The following is a 17,323-nucleotide window of genomic DNA, read 5'->3' on the forward strand; positions in this document are numbered from 1 at the left end:
ACATAAAGATACGTTTTCTTGCAGATATAAACAAACTTTATAACTTCTAAATAACTATTAATCAGTTGTTTAAATAGTTTTTAATGGCTGACTATCTATTAAGAACAGCTCAGAAACATTCTAAAGGCTCGTTTCTAGGAAAATTTTGGCGATTGGTGTTGCGCCATTATCAGATTAAATATGGTTTTCAAATCTATCCGGAAACGCAAATTGGAGCAGGATTTTATCTCGGACATTGGGGAAGTTTAGTAATTAATCCGAAAACAATTATCGGAAAAAATTGCAATATTGCACAAGGAGTTACCATTGCACAAGCCAATCGCGGTAAACATGAAGGTGTTCCAGAAATTGGTAACGAAGTTTGGATTGGACCAAATGCAGTGATTGTAGGAAATATAAAAATTGGCAATAATGTGCTGATTGCACCAAATGCTTACGTCAATTTTAATGTGCCTTCTAACTCTGTTGTCGTGGGAAATCCTGGTATTGTTTCAGAAAATTTGAATGCCACTTCTTGCTATATCAACAATAAAATTTAGCGAAGTTATTTCCCATTAAAACCCGTCATCGTATTTTGAATTCCAGCAAAAGCGAACGATAAACAAGCTTTTGAAAATTTTTCAATCCTTTCCGAGAGTTTGTCTCTTTCTGCCTCGTTCCATTTTCCGAGCACGTAATCTACTTGTTTTCCTTCAGAAAATTCTGCGGAAATACCAAATCTTAAGCGTGGATAATTTTGCGTTTGCAATTGCTCTTGTATGCTTTTCAAACCATTGTGTCCGGCATCAGAACCTTTCATTTTCAAACGTAAAGTACCGAAAGGCAATGCTAAATCGTCGGTGATAATGAGAACATTTTCTAAGGGAATATTTTCTTTTTGCATCCAGAATTTTACTGCATTTCCAGAAAGATTCATGTAGGTGTCTGGTTTTAAAACAAATAGCTTTCTGCCTTTGTATTTACCTTCTGCTACAAGGCCAAAATTGTTAGATTTAAAAGGAACTTCTAAAGTTTCAGCCAGTTTTTCAGCAACTTTAAAACCAATATTATGGCGTGTTTCTGCATATTCTTCGCCTTTATTTCCAAGACCAACGATAAGATATTTCACGATAAAATTTTTAATTAGCAGATTTTAGAAATCTTATAGCTATTGATAAATAAATGATGTTGCACTTCCACCAACAATATACTGAATTGGAAAATCGTCTGCATCATAGGTATACGTATAATCTGAAACAGAAGGTGTACCACCATTTACATCTACTTCCTTTCTTAGATAATTGTTGGGCGAAAAATAATTTTGACCAGCATCTATATACGTTGTAAAATATTGAAATTCTTTTGGAAAACCTTTCAAATAATTGTTTTTGGTATCAAAATTTAAGAATCTTACATTCGTTAAAGTATTTCCAACAGAAATAGCGTTCACGGTTTCTGATTTCTGAGTAGCTGTTTTATTTAAATTAGCACCAGAGTAGGTGAAATCTGTTGTGAGGCTCACCAATATATTCCCAAGTGAAGATACAGCTGTTTTTTGCGTACTTGTTTGCGTGATGATTCCGCTGTTGTAGGTGAAGGTAGTTGCAATATTATACATCACATTTGCGGTTGTTTCTGTACCTGCAAGATTTGTGAGAACACCACTTGCATTATAAACAAAGTTTACGTTGAATGTAGTTCCTGCAGTAGAAGTTGGCGTATTATAAAATCCTGTAATGCTGCTTATTTTATTGGCTGCATTATAATTCACATTATATTCTACGGTATTATTTGCATCAAAATATTTAATCAGCTTAGAATTTTGCACGGTGTATGTGAAGAGATTTGTACCAATATTTATTGTTTTAACAATTTTTGTATTTCCCGTTGCACCACCACCAGCTCCGATAACTAAGGGTACATTTAAATTCTCTAAATCTCCAGTAGATTCTCCGCAGGAATTTATAATTAAAAAAGAAAAAAGAATAAAAAGTAGATTTTTCATAAGCTGAATTTTATTAAAAAAACTGATAACGTATACATTATCAGTTTTAAAATTTTTACAAATTTACAATAAAAATTATTTATAAATTGATGTATTCATATTGAAGTGTATAATCTGGCGATATAGATTTTGTAGGATATCCATCTGTACCGTACGTATAAACAGTAACTTCTGTAGTTGGTGTCACACCTGGTCCAGAAGTACTTACGTTTGTAAAATTATTAAGGTTTAAACCTAGAATACTTGCAGCTGCATCTTGATTTATAAAAAAGTTTGAGATACTAAATGCTGATGGCAAAGTTAGAAAAGGATTTTTCTTGTCATCATAAGTATTAAAAGTGATAATAGGATTGAGTTGTAAACTTGGAACTCCAAATAATGTATTGGCTTTAGAAATGTTTGCGCCAATATATTCAATTGCTACAGATTCTGTATAAACGGTTGTTGAACCTGAAGTATAATTTCTCTTTATAAAAGTAGGTCTTGTTCCATTGTAGGTAATGGTAGTTGTGAAATTGCTATTGGAAGTAGAAGAAACGGATGTACCATTAATACTAGCTAAAATCCCATTTGAATATACAAGATTAGAAGTTGTGGTATTTAATTGCGTCCCTTGTCCTGTAGTTTGGATTATTTTACTAATCTGACTTCCAGTATACGTCAAATTGAAACTAGTAGAATTATTACTTGTAGATACGCTCATTAATTTTCCACCAACCCAATTGTAAAAAATATTATACGGGGCCTCACCTACTTCCGCATAATTTATTTTACTCAAAACCTTATTGGAACTACCAGGATTATTCGTAAGAAACGGATCTTGATAGGCATTAACCATAGAATTATCTTCATTACAAGAAATGAAAGATAAAAATAATAACATTAAATAGAATAAATTTTTTTTCATATTAGGTATTTTTAAAAAAAAGAACTGATAGTTAAAATAAGTATCAGTTCTGAAATTGAGTTTAAATTTTAAAAAGGTCTGTAATCATAATTACTTCCAAAACCAGACAATGCATAGTTTTGAGGATCATAAGTATAATTTGTATTATAACTCGTTACAACAGGAGGTGCAACGCCAGTAGTAAGTGTTACTCTTTTCGGGTTGTTTAGAGAAAGCCAGTAGAATTTTGATGTATCATCTAGCAAAGCAGAAGCTTTGTAGCCAAATGGCAATAAAGATTGTGGATTAAATTTATCATCATAATCACTAAAATCGTAGATATCTTGTGCTGTAGAAGGTCCGAAAGCTCCAGCTGCATAAGGTCCAACATCTCTTGTAACCTTTGTAACGTTGGTTTTTGCTGTATTAAATGTAAAAGTGTTCAAGACGTAAGATGTATATTCAAATGCTAATGCAGGATTATCTATTCCATTTCTACTTCTAATCGTTTTCAAAGATTTATCTGTATTGTATGCAAAATCATGTATTGCTTTATATCTTACAATTGCACCTGGTATTACAGCTTTGTAAGCCATATAAGTTGCGCCAACTTCAGAAATACTTGTAATGAATTTCGCTGTGCTATCATAAGTGTAATATTGGATATATGCCAAAGAATCTGCTCCTACAACCTCATAAAATTCCAATTTGTTGATCAATTCACCATTATAGGTAATTTTTGTTTTTGATTTTGGGTTTAGAACTTCTACCAATTTTTTTCCAGTGTAGTGGTATTCTGCAAGCGTATCTACAGAATTAACTTCTTGGTAAAGAAATCTACTGCCAATAAGTCCACCTTGGTTTGCATCTAGATTATTTAGCAAATCTCCATCTACATCGCCCAATCTTTTGCAAGACTGCGTAGATGCTATTATGAAGAGTGCTACAAATAAGTATATGATTTTTTTCATTGCTCGCGGAATTTTAATTTCTACAAATATAATTTATTTTTAATTACTTATATACAAATATTTCTGAAAAGTTGTGATATTTGACAATCATCTCTATTTAAAATGATGATTTATTCTTATCTTTGAGTATAATTTTATCAAATTATAATTAAAAAGACCATTTTAAAAATAACACTAAAATGAAAAATATACTACTATTTGTATTCATTTTTTTATTGATGACTATAAATGCGCAACAAAATCCAGCTATAAACGTTGAGGAAAAATTATCCACAATTCAAAAAGAAGCTCTAGAATTTCATAATAATACTAGAAAAGATTTGGGCATCCCACCATTATCTTGGTCTTCAGAAATCAGCGAATATTCTCAGGAATGGGCAAATTATATAGCAAAAAATGGTTGCGAATTGACGCATAGAACACCAAACACTCAAAATGGGAAAAATTACGGCGAAAATATTGGTTGGAGTTCTGATCCCAGCTACAATTTAATTGATGCTTCCAAAGCTTGGCATTCAGAAATACAATTTTTCAAAAATGAAACTTTAAACGATAACAATTGGTACAAAGCTGGGCATTATTCCCAAATGGTGTGGCGAAATACTACACAAATGGGAATGGGAATTGCAAAATGCAGCAATGGCTCTATAATAGTTGTCGCCAATTACAATCCACCCGGAAATTACATGGGACAAAAAGCGTATTGAAATTTAGAAAAAATCATGATGGTGATGATGATTAGATTCACTTCCATTTGAAGTATTTGGTGGGATGATTATATCACTCATTTCATCAATCGAAATCTTAATGCTGTTTTTTGGCAATTCAATCGTATTTCCAGATAAATTATTAATACTTTTAAAAATCATTTTGTTTTCCAATTTTGTACTTACTTTTATCAGTTTGTTTAAAATTTTATCTGGCAAATCTGCAGAATTTTTACTTTCTGGTGTAGTATACAAAACTTCTAATGCCAATGTTGGGATAGATTTTGGCTGATGATATTCTATTAAACTCAGAATTTCTGGTCTTACTTTTATACTTTCGCTGTAGATCACATTACAAATTAAATCTTTACCTATTAAAAAAGTCTGACATTTTGCAATTCCATAATTCTTCAAATTAGCTTGAAATGTTTTTAGTAATATACTTTCACTACGATGCTCAAATGGGGAAAAGATAGTACCGAAAGGTTCTTTCAAACTTGATGAGTATCTATAATCGGATGCAGATAATTTTGGTTTTATCAGACTATCTGCCCATTTTTGAAAGTCTTCTTTAGGTATCGCAGTATGGTAATATTTCTCGTCTTTTTTGTAATAATATACAACAGAATCTTGTCCTCTTTTGTAAATTAATCCATAATTTTCATTATTTGAAGTACTTACATCTCGCTGAACATCATTTCCATTCAAAATAATTTTTATCTTAGATTTACTACTAATCAGTCCATTTTCTTCTAAAATTATTACCCCTTTAAAATAATCGTCATTACTATTTTCTAAATTTCCAGAAAGAATTGCAGTCTTTTGCTCTTCCTGTTTTTCACAACTTAAAAATGTGATTAATAATAAACTATAATAGAAGGTAATTTTAAATAATCTCGCCATTTTTTTTACCTTTAAATTTTATTGAAGAATCCTTTCCAAAACTTCCGTCACCTCATCTACATTTTGTACGTTTTCTTTTCGCATCATCAATTGACTGCCCTCTTTTGCTGCTTTTTCTTTCAAAGTTGCGGCGGTAGGATTTTGATTTAAATAGCTAATTATATTTCTAAATTTTTCGCTTTGGTAGAATTTATCTTGCGGATTGCCGGGAAAATATCCAAGAAAAATACCGCCTTTCACCACAATTTTTTCAAAACCAATATCTGCAGCAAGCCATTTTAGTTCTACAGATTTTAATAAATTTTTGGCTTCTACAGGCAGTTTTCCAAATCGATCTTTCAATTCATTTTCAAATAAAAGCAAACCTTCTTTGCCTTCTATATCTGCTAGTTTTTGGTACAAACTCAGTCTTTCTTCTATGCTTTCTACATATTCATCGGGCAACATCAGTTCCAAATCGGTATCTATATTTACATCTTTGGTAGATTTAAAGAGTTTTTTGCGCTCGTCTTCATTTTCAAAAAGATCGGTAAATTCTTCGTCGTGCTGCAATTCTTCTAGCGCTTCCTGCATTATTTTTTGGTACGTTTCAAAGCCCATTTCGTTGATGAAACCACTTTGTTCACCACCTAATAAATCTCCTGCTCCACGTATTTCCAAATCCTTCATCGCAATTTGAAAACCACTTCCCAAATCTGAAAATTGCTCAATAGCTTCCAATCTTTTTCTTGCATCTGGCGTTATCATATCATAAGGTGGCGTTATCAAATAGCAAAATGCTTTGCGGTTGCTTCGTCCTACTCTACCACGCATTTGGTGCACATCTGCCATACCAAATCTTTGCGCATCATTGATGAAAATAGTATTTGCATTCGGCACATCTACTCCATTTTCTATGATGGTTGTCGCTACCAAAACATCGTATTTGCCATCCATAAAATCCAAAACGTTTTTCTCCAATTCTTTGCCATCCATTCTTCCATGTCCGGTAATTATTCTTGCATCGGGAACCAATCTTTGTATCAAACCGGCGATATCTTTCAGATTATCTATTCTATTATTAATGAAATAAACCTGTCCATCTCTCGCCAATTCATAAGAAACCGCATCGCGAATTAATTCTTCGTCCCAAGTCACAATTTGTGTATCAATCGGTTGTCTGTTTGGTGGTGGTGTTTTTATTACAGATAAATCTCTTGCAGCCATCAAAGAAAATTGTAGCGTTCTAGGAATTGGCGTTGCTGTAAGCGTCAAAGTATCTACATTTGCTTTTATGGTTTTTAATTTATCTTTTACATTCACCCCAAATTTGTGCTCTTCATCAATTATTAATAAACCTAAATCTTTAAATTTCACTTTATCCGAAACCAATTGATGCGTTCCAATTACAATTTCTATACTTCCGCTCGCCAAATTTTTTAAAGTTTCTGCTTTCTGTTTTGCCGTCCGAAATCTGTTGAGATAACCAACATTCACCGGAAAATCTTTCAATCTTTCTGTAAAACTTCTATAATGTTGAAATGCCAAAACCGTTGTAGGAACCAATATGGCAGTTTGCTTACCTTCTGTTGCTGCTTTAAAGGCTGCTCTTATCGCAATTTCCGTTTTCCCAAAACCTACATCACCACAAATCAGACGATCCATTACACCTTCATTTTCCATGTCTTTTTTCACATCCAAAGTCGCTTTTTCCTGATCTGGCGTATCTTCGTAGATAAAACTGGCTTCCAATTCATTTTGCAAATATGTATCTGGCGGATATTGGTAACCTTTTGTGGTTTTTCTCTGTGCGTAGAGTTTTATTAAATCAAAAGCCAAAAGTTTGACCTTCGATTTCGTTTTCGCTTTAAGATTTTTCCAAGCTGGCGAACCTAGTTTAGAAAGCACCGTTTCTTTATTTTCTGATCCGCTATATTTAGAAATTTTGTGCAATGCGTGAATGCTCACATACAAAAGATCTCCATTTTTGTAGGTTAGTTTAAAACATTCCTGGGTTTTCCCGTTATTGGTAATTTTTACTAAACCAAGAAATTTCCCAATTCCATGATCGATGTGGGTGATGAAATTTCCGATTTTCAAACTCATCATATCTTTCAAGGTGAGTTGTTCAGATTTTGCGAACGAAGCTTTTGCTTGAAATCTTTGGTAGCGATCAAATATTTGATGATCTGTATACACCGAAATTTTGTGCGTATGATCTATAAAACCTTCATGCAATTCTGATTGGAAACTTTTAAATGAAACTTCATGGTTTAATTCTTCCAAAATATTTTCCAATCTTTCCTTTTGCTTGGTAGAAGTGAAGGAAATAAAAGTTTCGTAACCGTCGGATTTCAATTGTTTGAGATCTTCCGAAAGCAAATCAAATTTTTTGTGAAATGCAGGTTGCGGTTTTTGGTTAAGTTCTATTATTAATGAATCAAATTCTGGCAAAGCTTGCACCGCAAAATCTATATGTTGACGTGCTGCCAATTTTTCTAAAAAATCTATTTCTGTTAAAAATAATTTCTCAGGTTTTTGATGTTGAATTTCCTTGCTTAATTTCTCAAAATTTGCTTCTGCTTTTTCAAATAAATCTTTAATCTGTTTTGCGCCTACAATTCCATTATTTGTGATGATAATTGCATCATTCGGCAACAGATCAAAAAATGGAATTTTGGCTTCTGTAGTTGCCGTATTCATGTTAGAAACCAATTGAAATTCTTGCACTTTCTCCATAGAAAGTTGGGTTTCTATATTGAAAGTTTTGATGCTTTCTACCTCGCTGCCAAAAAATGTAATTCTATACGGACGTTCGTTGGAATAAGAAAACAGATCTACAATACCACCACGAATAGAAAATTCTCCCGGTTCGCTCACAAAATCTGTCCGCTGAAACTGGTTCATTTGCAAAAGTTCATTTACGAAATCAAAATCCAGAGAATCGCCCACTTTTATGGTGTGAGAAATGCTCGTGAAATCTGCTTTTTTCAAAACTCTTTCGGCGAGAGCGTTGTATGGCGTAACGATTACTTTTGCTGTTTTGTCAGAATTTAATCTGTTCAAAACTTCTGTTCTCAAAACCAGATTTGCATTCTGAATTTTCTCTATTTGATAAGGTTCTAAATGCGAAGGTGGAAAATAATAGACTTTTTCTTTCCCTAGAAGTTCTTCTAATTCTGTGGTTGCATACAAAGCAGCTTCTTTATTTTCAACAATAAAAACAATATTTTTTTGATGCACCAAAAAGAGTTGCGCCGCAAAAACAGAAGGCGAAGATCCGGCAGAACCTTTCACAGAGATAGATTTAGAATTTCCGAGAGCGAGCATGAGATCTTCTCCAAAATTCTTTTTCAATAAATCTGGTAAAAGAGTTGAGCTGATATTTTGTAAATCCATAGCAAATTTTGTAAACGAGAAAAGCGATTTAGGGATGTTTCCCGAAATCGTTTTGCAAAAATAGGGATTTTAAAATTTAGAAAATGGATGCAATTCAATTTGAAAAATAATTTAATAAAGTGAAATAAAAAATATTATCCTTGAAATATATAGGCAACAAAGTAGCGACTATACATCACATTTCGTATAGATTGGCGCTATTTTTTAGCGGGTGTATATAAATTGTAAGCAATAAAACAAACAATGAATATAAATATTTTAGAAGCATTAATTTATTCTGTTATTCCAACATTGATTGGTTTGTATATAACTGAAAAAGTAAAAGGAAACGTAAAAAGTAATTTTGATAAGAAACTTGAGAACTTAAAGAAAGAACACAATATAGATATTACAAAGCTCCAAGCAGACATTAATGCATTAAAAACAAAAGAGAACTTTAAGTTTACCAAACTTCACGAAAAAAGACTAATTGTTCTTGAAAACATTTATAAACTTTTAAATAACGCATCGAAAGAATTAAGTGTTTATGTTTCGCCAGTTAAGTTCACACCAAAGGACACTAAATTTGAGGAATATGAAAATAATCTTCAGTTAAATTATATAAACGCCCATAATGAATTTGTTTCCTTCTTTAATGATAATAAGATTTATTTAACTGTAATTGAACTAATAGAAAACTATCTGAACCAAGTCAGCGAAATATATAATGATTATTCAACAAATCATATGCTTAAAAAAATGGGAGATAATTCGAATGTCGAAATTCGGACAAAAGCATTTACAGCTTATAAAAAAATGCCTGAAAAAGTAAATCCAATAAAAAAAGAAATTGAAAAAAAGTTTAGAGAAATACTTGAAAAGTAAATTACTGCCTACAACAACGTATATAAAAAATAGCGCGAGTAGTTGCTAGCACAAAGGTTCGGGCATTTCTGTGCTATTGCAAAGTCTCCCAACTTTGAGCAATTTTGAAAAAAATCAACGCATTTGGTTAAATTTTGCCGTTGTTAAAAAAAGTTTCTGAAATTTTAAGTAGATTTAAAGTAGCAAAATTCAAAGTCAGGAGACTTTGCGCAGCGATATTTTATTTAAATTGAACAAAGAAATTTAATCAATGAAAACAATTGTAGAAACCACTCAACTTGAATTCGACAAAAGTAATTTTTCAATTAATTTGATTGAACACGATTGTGGTAAATTATATGTCGAAATTGCGCAAACGATTATAAACAGAAGCGACAAAGCAGCAAGAATAAAAATAAATCCATCAGTTTTATCGGATGTTATCAAAGTTTTGCAAAACTATCACGCAAAACTTCCGAAAGAAAATAAACTCAATACAAAGCACATAACAGAAATTGAGCAAGAAAAAATTCAAAAGTATTACTTAAAAGGTGTTTCTATAAAAGATTTATCAATGCAGACTGATCAATCACCAGAACTGATTGAAATGATTTTGAGAAACAATGGAATTGAAATTGCCGAAAATACCGTACCTAAACCGAGGTTTTGGAGAAAAAATAAAAATTAGAGAAGAAAAAATAAATAATTCGATGTCACGTATATTAACCCATAATTTTTTCAACCATCATCCACAAAAAATTGTTCCAGCGGAGCAAAACTACGATGTCGCGGATTTGTAACCCGATGCAGCGGATTTGTAATTCTTAGACCTTAAAATTTTAAAAACTATGTTTAAAAATCTCTCTTTTTTTTTGCCTATTTTTTCTTGTAATTTCATCCTGCTCAAAAAAAGAAATTTTTAAAAACCCAGATATTCGCAATGCTTATATCCCCGAAAAATACGAAATGCCGGACCTTACTTTAAAAGTAAAAGAAGCAAAAGAATTTATTAATAAAAATGCGCTGAATGATGATTTTTGCATTTTAATAGATCTTGGCATACATTCTGGCAGAAAAAGATTTTTTGTTTGGGATTTTAAGAAAAACCAAGTGATTGATGAGTTTTTGGTCGGTCATGGTTGTGGAGATAACCAGTGGAGCGCAGATAATTCTAAAGAAAATCCTACATTTAGCAATGAAGTAGATAGCCATCGTTCCTCTTTGGGCAAATACAAATTGGGCAAAAGAGGCTTTAGTAATTGGGGTGTAAATATTAATTACATCATGCATGGTTTGGAAAAAACCAATAGCAATGCTGTAGAAAGAATTATTGTTTTTCATTCTTGGGAAGCAGTTTCAGATGAAGAGATCTATCCTGCTGGAACGCCCGAAGGTTGGGGTTGCCCTACAATTTCTAATAAAAGTTTTCTCGCTCTAGATCCGATGATTAAAAACTCCCAAAAACCAGTTTTAATGTGGATTTATAGTAGTAAAACTGACGAAATATGATGAGGAAATCATTTGTCTACTATATAATCTGCAATTAATTGTTGAATTTTGTCCTTAAATTGAAATTTATAAACAGTTTAAAAAATTTCTATATTTACAATTTTATCGCCCTCGATTTTTCTAAAAAAGGATTAACACTTTTTGAATCTAAATTTAAAACTGAACATTAATTGACAAATTGAAGGAAGCGAAAGAAATATTTTTTAATTATCTAGGTTCTGTATTTTTATGGATAGAGATGGAATATACACTCATTACAAAAAATTCAAGATTTCGCAAGATTTAGAAAAAATATGGATCACTGAATTAGTCAATTTAAAACTTATTAATTTAGATAAAAAGGGAAATTGGAATTCTGTATACTTTCTAAATCATCATTCAAATTTTAATCATTTAGACAAGATTTTAATTTCTGAACCATTAGGTAAATATTGGGAAAAATGTGCTTTTTTAGAGGAATTATTTGCGATGAGTAAAAATATGAGACTTTCTAAAAATGAAATTCATATCGTTTTAAATTTCATATCTGATAAAGGAACTTCTATAGTTAAAAACACTAAAAATCCAACAAGAATTAAAGACCTTTTAGCAAAAATTAAGCAGTACGAATTACCAGATAATTAATCGTAGCATTTCATTTTAGGCTGCAGAAAATTAAAATAGTAAACTCTCACATAATTCATCTATAATTGCGACTTACTGCAAATCTAAAAGTAACAATTAAGCAAAAAAAAATCCCGAAAAATTTCGGGATTCTTTATTTTTAGGTCAATTTCTATTAAAAACTAACTTCATTCACTTCTTTTCCTCTTTGGAAATTCAATGTTTTCTGTTGTCCTTTGTAAGCGATATTTACCAAATTCAATTGTTTTGGATATACACTTAAAAGTATGGCGTTTTTAATTTTCAAAGTATTAATTTCTCCTACTCCACCTGCTTCAAAATATACGTAAACAGATTCCCCAGAAACCTGGCTTCCTGTAAAGGTCAATTGTTTATCGGCTCCATTCACAGAGACATCAAAATTATTGTTTACATATTTCTTCACTTCTGCTTCAAAACTTGCCGTACTTGGGTTGATTTTTAATGCTTCAGAAATCTGAGAAGTATTCATTTTTGTGGTAAATTTTAGCGTTTTGCTACCTTCCACGTAATCTACTTTCGTCATAGAAGAGAAAAAATCTACCGCCGTAAAACTTGACATTAATAGAATTGCGAAAATTCCGAATATTTTATAAAAATTTTTCATTGTATTTTATTTTTCATTATCTTAAATAATGTTAAGACTATCAGACAAATCTTGTGCCAATTGCACCTCCGAAAAGGGATTCAAACAAGATCAATCTGGTTAAATGCCGATACACTATGAAAATAGTTCAATGAAGTTGAACTATAATAAATAGGAAATCGGTATTAGAAGTTTACGCTAATGCTATACTTCTCGTAAAAGGCTTTTATATGCGCAACAGCCTCGTCTGCACTATCTACTAAGCGAAAAAGATTGAGATCGTCTTCATGTATCATTCCATTTTTTACCATCGTGTTTTGAAACCATTCCAATAGTCCGCTCCAATATTCTGTACCAACCAAAACGATGGGAAATTTCGCGATTTTCTGTGTTTGAATTAAAGTTAATGCTTCCATCAATTCATCTAAGGTACCAAATCCTCCTGGCATTACGATGAAACCTTGGGAATATTTCACAAACATTACTTTTCTCACGAAAAAATAATCAAAATCTACACTATAACCTTTATCAATATATGGATTGAAATGCTGCTCAAAAGGCAGTTCTATATTCAAGCCGATGGATTTTCCGTTGCCTTGTCTTGCGCCTTTATTTCCAGCTTCCATTATTCCCGGTCCACCTCCTGTGATAACTCCAAAGCCTAATTTCGTGATTTTTTCTGCAATTTCCACGGCCATTTCGTAATATTCATGCTCGGGTTTTAATCTTGCCGAACCGAAAATGGAAACACACGGTCCTATTTTCGCTAATTTTTCGTAGCCATCTACCAATTCTGCCATGATTTTGAAAATCATCCAACTATCTTTCGCGATGGTTTCGTCCCAAGTTTTTTGGACAAAGCTGTTTTCTATTTTCTGGTCTAGTTCAAAAGCGTTTTCTACACCTACTTGTGTCATGCCTTTTCCTCTTTTTATTTTGCTCATATTATTCTTGATTTCCATAGAATAAATCCTATGCTACTGTTGTTAAATCCCTTGGGAATTATTCTTTATTTAAATATTTCTTCCGCTAAAGCGATTGATTCTGGTTTCCCAACATCAATTAAATTAGCTGAATGTTTGTAAGCGTGAATTTTTTCTGTGTGCATCATATCCAAATATTCTTCCATTATGGAAAACTTACCTTTCCTTTTAATTTTTTCAAATATTTTGGAATTAATGCAATGTACCCCACTAAATGCCAAAGCTTTAAAGCCTTTATTAAATTCCGCCAATCTTTGTTCTCCAGTTGCTACATTTAGCCAACCTCGCAAAATGTAATCTTCATTAAATAATAATTTCCTACTGCTATTTCTATCTGAAACTGCTAATGTAACGAAATCTTTATTTTTTTTGTGGCATTTGATAAGGTCCGCTATGTCTAGATCCGTCAAAATATCGGCATTCATTATTAAAAAATCTTCTTCATTTTTCAAATAATTTTGGGCGAAAACCAAACCACCTCCAGTTTCTAGAAGTTCATTTTTTTCATCAGAAATATCTATATTGCTTCCGAAGTTATCGTTTTTATTTAAAAATTCTACGATTTGATTTCCAAAGTGATGCACATTAATTACAAAATCGTTGATGCCAAAACCTTGTAAATACTTAATATTTCTTTCTAAAAGTGGAATACCATTCACCAAAGCCAAAGCTTTTGGATGATGATCTGTAAATGGTTTTAGCCGGGTACCTTTTCCGGCGGCAAATATTAAGGCTTTCATTTTGGGATAATTGATGGTTGATAAAAGATGATAGATTTTAGGCAGTATTGTGAAGCTTTTTTCGCGAAGGTTTTGCTGATTATGAATATTTTGTATTGACGCTCAACTCTTGGCTCTTGGTTCCAAAACTTAATTCAGGTGCAATTGCTCATCATGCCAAAGCGAAACTTCTGCGGCTGGAAATTTTTCTTTCACAAATTCCGCAAATTTTATAGCGGAATACACAGACCGATGCTGTCCTCCAGTGCAACCAAAGTTAACTTGTAAATGATCAAAATCTCGATCCAAATAATTTTGAATGGTGATTGATGTTAAGTTTTTCACATTTTCAAAGAATTGGGGCATCTCTGTTTGGGTTTCTAGAAAATTTTGCACGCCCAAATCGTCGCCACAAAGTTCTTTATATTCTGGCTGCCTTCCTGGATTTAATATACCGCGGCAATCAAAAGCGAAACCGCCACCATTGCCACTTGTATCTTTTGGTATACCACCTTTTTTGTAGGAAAAACTGTGGATTTCTATTTTTAAACTCATGAGTATATATTTTTAAAATTATTTGATGGAAAATTTTAAACCATTAAGGTTTGGTTAAGAGATTAAGGGAATTAAGTTTTTTGATAAATCAAAAATTTCACTCTGGAAGTGAATTAAAATATTCATTTACAAAAGGTTTCATAGATTTTGTGATGTTTGATGTAAAGAAATTAATCAACAATCCTTGTGGCTTTTTCAAAACTTTCATGTAAGTAAGCAATTGTGCTTCATGAACGGGCAAAGTTTCTTCTTGCGCCTTTATTTCGATTACAATACAGTTGTTTACTAATAAATCTACAATTAATTTTGTGGTCATTTGAACTCCGTCATATATAATTGGCACAATCATTTGCTGTTGAACCTTGTAACCATTTTTTACTAATTCGTATTTCAAACATTCTTCATAAATACTTTCTAATAATCCTGGACCAAGACTTTTGTAAACTTTTATTGCGAGGCCTGTAATTTCATAAGACAACTGTGTTACTTCTTTTCTTGTCATACTTTAAACAATTTTATTTATGAATATAAAATTTTCATTAATTGAGAACTGCTTTTACCTAAGGTAAAACCTTAATGAACTTAATTTCTTAACAAAATCTTAATGGTAAATTATAAATTTCAACTTATTAAATCACCCCTTTAAATTTAATTTAACCTCATCTAATTTCAAACTTAAAATCAATTTTTGCAATTCTGGATAGGATTTCATCTTTTCCCAATTTTCTGCAAATTCAACGATGTTTTTCACTCCTTTTGGAATGCTTTCTAAAAAATGTTTTTTCTTTTGTATCAACCCACGGAAACCATATGCACCTAAAACCTGTAAATATCTTACCAATTGAAGTAAATAGATAGAATTTTGAAGATTTTTTTTTGATTGCTCATCTTGCCATAAATTGATGTAAAATTCTAGCATTTCATTTTTAAATTCTGCAGAGAAATTGGCTTTTGCTTGGAATAGAAAGGAAATTACATCATACATCGCAGGACCTTTCATCGCAGATTGATAGTCTATAAAATGAACTTCATCTGTAGAATTCACCATAATGTTTCTGGCTTGAAAATCTCGAATCATCAAGGTTTTTGGTTGCAAACCTTCTACAGATTTTACTAGATTTTCAAAATCTTGCAGCAGAGATAATTTGTGATATGGCAATTCTAATACATCAATAAACATATTTTTGAAATAGAATAAATCATTTTGAATTGGAAACCGATTGTATTCCTCATATTCGAATGTTTGCGAATAGTCTACTTTATTTTCTGTGGCTATCTGAAGCTGGAAAAGTTTTTGCAAAGTTTGCTTCACCAAAGATTTTACTTTTTCATTGGTTCCATTTTCGGTTATGATTTCTGATAAAGTTTGGTCGCCAACAAAATCTTGCAGATACATTTTGCCATCTTCGGAAATTGCGAGAATAGAAGGTGAATTTAAATTTAGACCAGAAAAAATAGTAGAAAAATAGAAAAACGCATTGTTTTCTGCAAGATTTTCATTGTGAGTAATTACGAATTTTTTGCCGTTACTTTCAAGTATAAAATTGCTGCGTGAGGATCCACTTTGGGGCAAAGTCAATATAGATTCTACTTTTGAATCTGTGCTTGTTTCAAAAAATTGTTTTACAGTTTTTTCCATCATTGATATTCACAAATATAAGGATTACAATTTTTAGAAAATGGTATATTTGCAAAATGTTTTCAGATTTTAAACCCATTTTACTGGTACTTTTAAGATTTATCGTCATTTATTTGGCGTTGCTTTTTGCGTATCAAATGTATCTTCATCCATTTGAAGGTGTTGATATGGATCCGTTTTCGTATTGGGTTGCGCATCAAGTAGTATATGTGCAAAATTTCTTGGGATATTCTACAAGTTTGTTTCCTTATCCAATATACGAAACTGCTGTTTTTCAAACTGAAGGAGTAGAGGTTACGAGAATGGTGGAAGGTTGCAATATCGTTTCTGTGCTTATTTTATTTGTGGCTTTTATTTTCGCTTTTTATAAAGGTTGGAAAACGTTTTTATTTGCAATCATCTGTGTAGCGATTCTACATTTTGCAAATGTATTGCGTATTGTAGGATTAAATTTGGTGATGCTGAAATACCCGGATTACGGAAAATTCACGCATGACTATCTTTTTCCTGCTGCCATTTATGGAATGGTGGTTGTGCTTTGGTTGGTTTGGATTAAATTTTTTGCGTTGAAGAATGAAGCTGCGTAATTGGTTTTTGGCGATTTTTGGAATCTGTGGATTGATAGGAATCCGGATGGTAGAAAGTTCAATTTTTTATGATCCGTTTTTACTTTATTTTCATGAAGCGAATAAGCAATTGGAAATTCCAGATTTTGTTTGGGGCCAATTAATCTTGCATCATCTTTTCAGATTTTGTTTGAATTTAATTTTTTCAGCTATTATTCTGCAGGGATTTTTTAATAATAAAAAGTGGACAATACAGGGAATTATTTTAATGATTTTAGTATTTGCAATCACTTTTCCAATCTATCTTTATTGCTTAAATTCTAAATTAGAAATTGGCTATCTATTTACATTTTACATGCGAAGATTTGTGATACAACCAATTATTCTGCTATTGATCATTCCATTATTCTATTATCGAAAACAAAAATTGGATCTTAGAAATTAAAGTTAAT

Annotated in this window: 20 protein-coding genes; 8 read left to right on the top strand and 12 right to left on the bottom strand. The window is 31.8% G+C overall.

The window, feature by feature from the left end; translation table 11 throughout:
- Positions 1 to 83 precede the first annotated feature (83 nt).
- Positions 84 to 539, top strand: coding sequence for a serine acetyltransferase (locus tag HNQ03_RS05970; protein ID WP_173778764.1), 456 nt, complete (start codon positions 84 to 86; stop codon positions 537 to 539).
- A 5-nt stretch (positions 540 to 544) separates the two neighbouring features.
- Here the strand turns inward: HNQ03_RS05970 and pth are convergent, their stop codons facing one another.
- From pth to HNQ03_RS05990, 4 genes are all read right to left on the bottom strand, one after another.
- Positions 545 to 1,108, bottom strand: coding sequence for an aminoacyl-tRNA hydrolase (gene pth, locus HNQ03_RS05975; protein WP_173778765.1), 564 nt, complete (start codon positions 1,106 to 1,108; stop codon positions 545 to 547).
- A 39-nt stretch (positions 1,109 to 1,147) separates the two neighbouring features.
- Entirely contained in the window at positions 1,148 to 1,984 is an 837-nt protein-coding gene (locus HNQ03_RS05980; protein ID WP_173778766.1) for a hypothetical protein, read from the bottom strand.
- Between the two features lie 79 nt (positions 1,985 to 2,063).
- The gene (locus tag HNQ03_RS05985; protein ID WP_173778767.1) at positions 2,064 to 2,891 is read right to left on the bottom strand and encodes a hypothetical protein; all 828 of its coding nucleotides are present in this window, start codon (positions 2,889 to 2,891) and stop codon (positions 2,064 to 2,066) included.
- Between the two features lie 68 nt (positions 2,892 to 2,959).
- Positions 2,960 to 3,841, bottom strand: a complete 882-nt coding sequence (locus HNQ03_RS05990; protein ID WP_173778768.1) for a hypothetical protein — start codon at positions 3,839 to 3,841, stop codon at positions 2,960 to 2,962.
- Positions 3,842 to 4,020: 179 nt separating this feature from the next.
- Here HNQ03_RS05990 and HNQ03_RS05995 point away from each other — a divergent pair, with 179 nt between their 5' ends.
- The gene (locus tag HNQ03_RS05995) at positions 4,021 to 4,548 is read left to right on the top strand and encodes a CAP family protein (protein WP_173778769.1); all 528 of its coding nucleotides are present in this window, start codon (positions 4,021 to 4,023) and stop codon (positions 4,546 to 4,548) included.
- A gap of 3 nt (positions 4,549 to 4,551) precedes the next feature.
- On the opposite strand, the gene HNQ03_RS06000 is transcribed toward HNQ03_RS05995, so the two are convergent.
- Both HNQ03_RS06000 and mfd read right to left on the bottom strand, forming a co-directional pair.
- Entirely contained in the window at positions 4,552 to 5,451 is a 900-nt protein-coding gene (locus tag HNQ03_RS06000; protein ID WP_173778770.1) for a hypothetical protein, read from the bottom strand.
- A gap of 18 nt (positions 5,452 to 5,469) precedes the next feature.
- Complete coding sequence (mfd, locus tag HNQ03_RS06005; RefSeq protein ID WP_173778771.1) at positions 5,470 to 8,829, bottom strand: transcription-repair coupling factor; 3,360 nt, start codon at positions 8,827 to 8,829, stop codon at positions 5,470 to 5,472.
- A 243-nt stretch (positions 8,830 to 9,072) separates the two neighbouring features.
- Between mfd and HNQ03_RS06010 the strand changes: the two genes are divergently transcribed.
- The 4 genes from HNQ03_RS06010 to HNQ03_RS06025 all read left to right on the top strand — a co-directional run bounded on the left by HNQ03_RS06010 (position 9,073) and on the right by HNQ03_RS06025 (position 11,805).
- Positions 9,073 to 9,693 carry a hypothetical protein gene (locus tag HNQ03_RS06010; RefSeq protein ID WP_173778772.1) on the top strand — a complete coding sequence of 207 codons (621 nt, stop codon included), beginning with the start codon at positions 9,073 to 9,075 and terminating at the stop codon, positions 9,691 to 9,693.
- A gap of 250 nt (positions 9,694 to 9,943) precedes the next feature.
- On the top strand, positions 9,944 to 10,360 hold the full coding sequence (locus tag HNQ03_RS06015; RefSeq protein ID WP_173778773.1) for a hypothetical protein: 417 nt from the start codon (positions 9,944 to 9,946) through the stop codon (positions 10,358 to 10,360).
- A gap of 278 nt (positions 10,361 to 10,638) precedes the next feature.
- The gene (locus HNQ03_RS06020; RefSeq protein ID WP_173778774.1) at positions 10,639 to 11,181 is read left to right on the top strand and encodes a murein L,D-transpeptidase catalytic domain-containing protein; all 543 of its coding nucleotides are present in this window, start codon (positions 10,639 to 10,641) and stop codon (positions 11,179 to 11,181) included.
- Between the two features lie 228 nt (positions 11,182 to 11,409).
- Positions 11,410 to 11,805, top strand: coding sequence for a hypothetical protein (locus HNQ03_RS06025; RefSeq protein WP_173778775.1), 396 nt, complete (start codon positions 11,410 to 11,412; stop codon positions 11,803 to 11,805).
- A gap of 154 nt (positions 11,806 to 11,959) precedes the next feature.
- On the opposite strand, the gene HNQ03_RS06030 is transcribed toward HNQ03_RS06025, so the two are convergent.
- From HNQ03_RS06030 to HNQ03_RS06055, 6 genes are all read right to left on the bottom strand, one after another.
- On the bottom strand, positions 11,960 to 12,430 hold the full coding sequence (locus HNQ03_RS06030; protein ID WP_173778776.1) for a DUF6702 family protein: 471 nt from the start codon (positions 12,428 to 12,430) through the stop codon (positions 11,960 to 11,962).
- A gap of 164 nt (positions 12,431 to 12,594) precedes the next feature.
- Positions 12,595 to 13,326: an LOG family protein gene (locus HNQ03_RS06035; protein ID WP_226927449.1), complete on the bottom strand. Its 732-nt coding sequence runs from the start codon at positions 13,324 to 13,326 to the stop codon at positions 12,595 to 12,597.
- 92 nt (positions 13,327 to 13,418) lie between these two features.
- Positions 13,419 to 14,132 carry a nucleotidyltransferase family protein gene (locus tag HNQ03_RS06040; RefSeq protein ID WP_173778778.1) on the bottom strand — a complete coding sequence of 238 codons (714 nt, stop codon included), beginning with the start codon at positions 14,130 to 14,132 and terminating at the stop codon, positions 13,419 to 13,421.
- Between the two features lie 129 nt (positions 14,133 to 14,261).
- Positions 14,262 to 14,666 carry a RapZ C-terminal domain-containing protein gene (locus HNQ03_RS06045; RefSeq protein ID WP_173778779.1) on the bottom strand — a complete coding sequence of 135 codons (405 nt, stop codon included), beginning with the start codon at positions 14,664 to 14,666 and terminating at the stop codon, positions 14,262 to 14,264.
- A 97-nt stretch (positions 14,667 to 14,763) separates the two neighbouring features.
- Positions 14,764 to 15,168 carry a GxxExxY protein gene (locus HNQ03_RS06050; protein WP_173778780.1) on the bottom strand — a complete coding sequence of 135 codons (405 nt, stop codon included), beginning with the start codon at positions 15,166 to 15,168 and terminating at the stop codon, positions 14,764 to 14,766.
- Between the two features lie 132 nt (positions 15,169 to 15,300).
- The gene (locus HNQ03_RS06055) at positions 15,301 to 16,308 is read right to left on the bottom strand and encodes an aminoglycoside phosphotransferase family protein (protein ID WP_173778781.1); all 1,008 of its coding nucleotides are present in this window, start codon (positions 16,306 to 16,308) and stop codon (positions 15,301 to 15,303) included.
- A 53-nt stretch (positions 16,309 to 16,361) separates the two neighbouring features.
- On the opposite strand from HNQ03_RS06055, the gene xrtF reads away from it, so the two are divergent.
- Together xrtF and HNQ03_RS06065 are read left to right on the top strand one after the other, a co-directional pair.
- Positions 16,362 to 16,892 carry an exosortase family protein XrtF gene (xrtF, locus tag HNQ03_RS06060; protein ID WP_173778782.1) on the top strand — a complete coding sequence of 177 codons (531 nt, stop codon included), beginning with the start codon at positions 16,362 to 16,364 and terminating at the stop codon, positions 16,890 to 16,892.
- Positions 16,879 to 17,316 carry an exosortase F system-associated membrane protein gene (locus HNQ03_RS06065; protein WP_173778783.1) on the top strand — a complete coding sequence of 146 codons (438 nt, stop codon included), beginning with the start codon at positions 16,879 to 16,881 and terminating at the stop codon, positions 17,314 to 17,316. The genes xrtF and HNQ03_RS06065 overlap by 14 nt, the downstream gene beginning before the upstream one ends.
- Positions 17,317 to 17,323: the final 7 nt, after the last annotated feature.

Source organism: Frigoriflavimonas asaccharolytica, assembly GCF_013294015.1.
Taxonomy (GTDB): domain Bacteria; phylum Bacteroidota; class Bacteroidia; order Flavobacteriales; family Weeksellaceae; genus Frigoriflavimonas; species Frigoriflavimonas asaccharolytica.

Bases quoted from the DNA above. Each gene is read 5' to 3' on its own strand.
- HNQ03_RS05995 (WP_173778769.1), top strand. From the start codon at position 4,021: ATGAAAAATATACTACTATTTGTATTCATTTTTTTATTGATGACTATA.
- HNQ03_RS06035 (WP_226927449.1), bottom strand. From the start codon at position 13,326: ATGACACAAGTAGGTGTAGAAAACGCTTTTGAACTAGACCAGAAAATA.
- HNQ03_RS06015 (WP_173778773.1), top strand. From the start codon at position 9,944: ATGAAAACAATTGTAGAAACCACTCAACTTGAATTCGACAAAAGTAAT.
- HNQ03_RS06065 (WP_173778783.1), top strand. From the start codon at position 16,879: ATGAAGCTGCGTAATTGGTTTTTGGCGATTTTTGGAATCTGTGGATTG.
- HNQ03_RS05990 (WP_173778768.1), bottom strand. From the start codon at position 3,841: ATGAAAAAAATCATATACTTATTTGTAGCACTCTTCATAATAGCATCT.
- HNQ03_RS06020 (WP_173778774.1), top strand. From the start codon at position 10,639: ATGCCGGACCTTACTTTAAAAGTAAAAGAAGCAAAAGAATTTATTAAT.
- HNQ03_RS06000 (WP_173778770.1), bottom strand. From the start codon at position 5,451: ATGGCGAGATTATTTAAAATTACCTTCTATTATAGTTTATTATTAATC.
- HNQ03_RS06025 (WP_173778775.1), top strand. From the start codon at position 11,410: ATGGATAGAGATGGAATATACACTCATTACAAAAAATTCAAGATTTCG.
- HNQ03_RS06030 (WP_173778776.1), bottom strand. From the start codon at position 12,430: ATGAAAAATTTTTATAAAATATTCGGAATTTTCGCAATTCTATTAATG.
- HNQ03_RS05985 (WP_173778767.1), bottom strand. From the start codon at position 2,891: ATGAAAAAAAATTTATTCTATTTAATGTTATTATTTTTATCTTTCATT.
- xrtF (WP_173778782.1), top strand. From the start codon at position 16,362: ATGTTTTCAGATTTTAAACCCATTTTACTGGTACTTTTAAGATTTATC.
- HNQ03_RS06045 (WP_173778779.1), bottom strand. From the start codon at position 14,666: ATGAGTTTAAAAATAGAAATCCACAGTTTTTCCTACAAAAAAGGTGGT.
- mfd (WP_173778771.1), bottom strand. From the start codon at position 8,829: ATGGATTTACAAAATATCAGCTCAACTCTTTTACCAGATTTATTGAAA.
- HNQ03_RS05970 (WP_173778764.1), top strand. From the start codon at position 84: ATGGCTGACTATCTATTAAGAACAGCTCAGAAACATTCTAAAGGCTCG.
- HNQ03_RS06055 (WP_173778781.1), bottom strand. From the start codon at position 16,308: ATGATGGAAAAAACTGTAAAACAATTTTTTGAAACAAGCACAGATTCA.
- HNQ03_RS06010 (WP_173778772.1), top strand. From the start codon at position 9,073: ATGAATATAAATATTTTAGAAGCATTAATTTATTCTGTTATTCCAACA.
- HNQ03_RS05980 (WP_173778766.1), bottom strand. From the start codon at position 1,984: ATGAAAAATCTACTTTTTATTCTTTTTTCTTTTTTAATTATAAATTCC.
- HNQ03_RS06050 (WP_173778780.1), bottom strand. From the start codon at position 15,168: ATGACAAGAAAAGAAGTAACACAGTTGTCTTATGAAATTACAGGCCTC.
- HNQ03_RS06040 (WP_173778778.1), bottom strand. From the start codon at position 14,132: ATGAAAGCCTTAATATTTGCCGCCGGAAAAGGTACCCGGCTAAAACCA.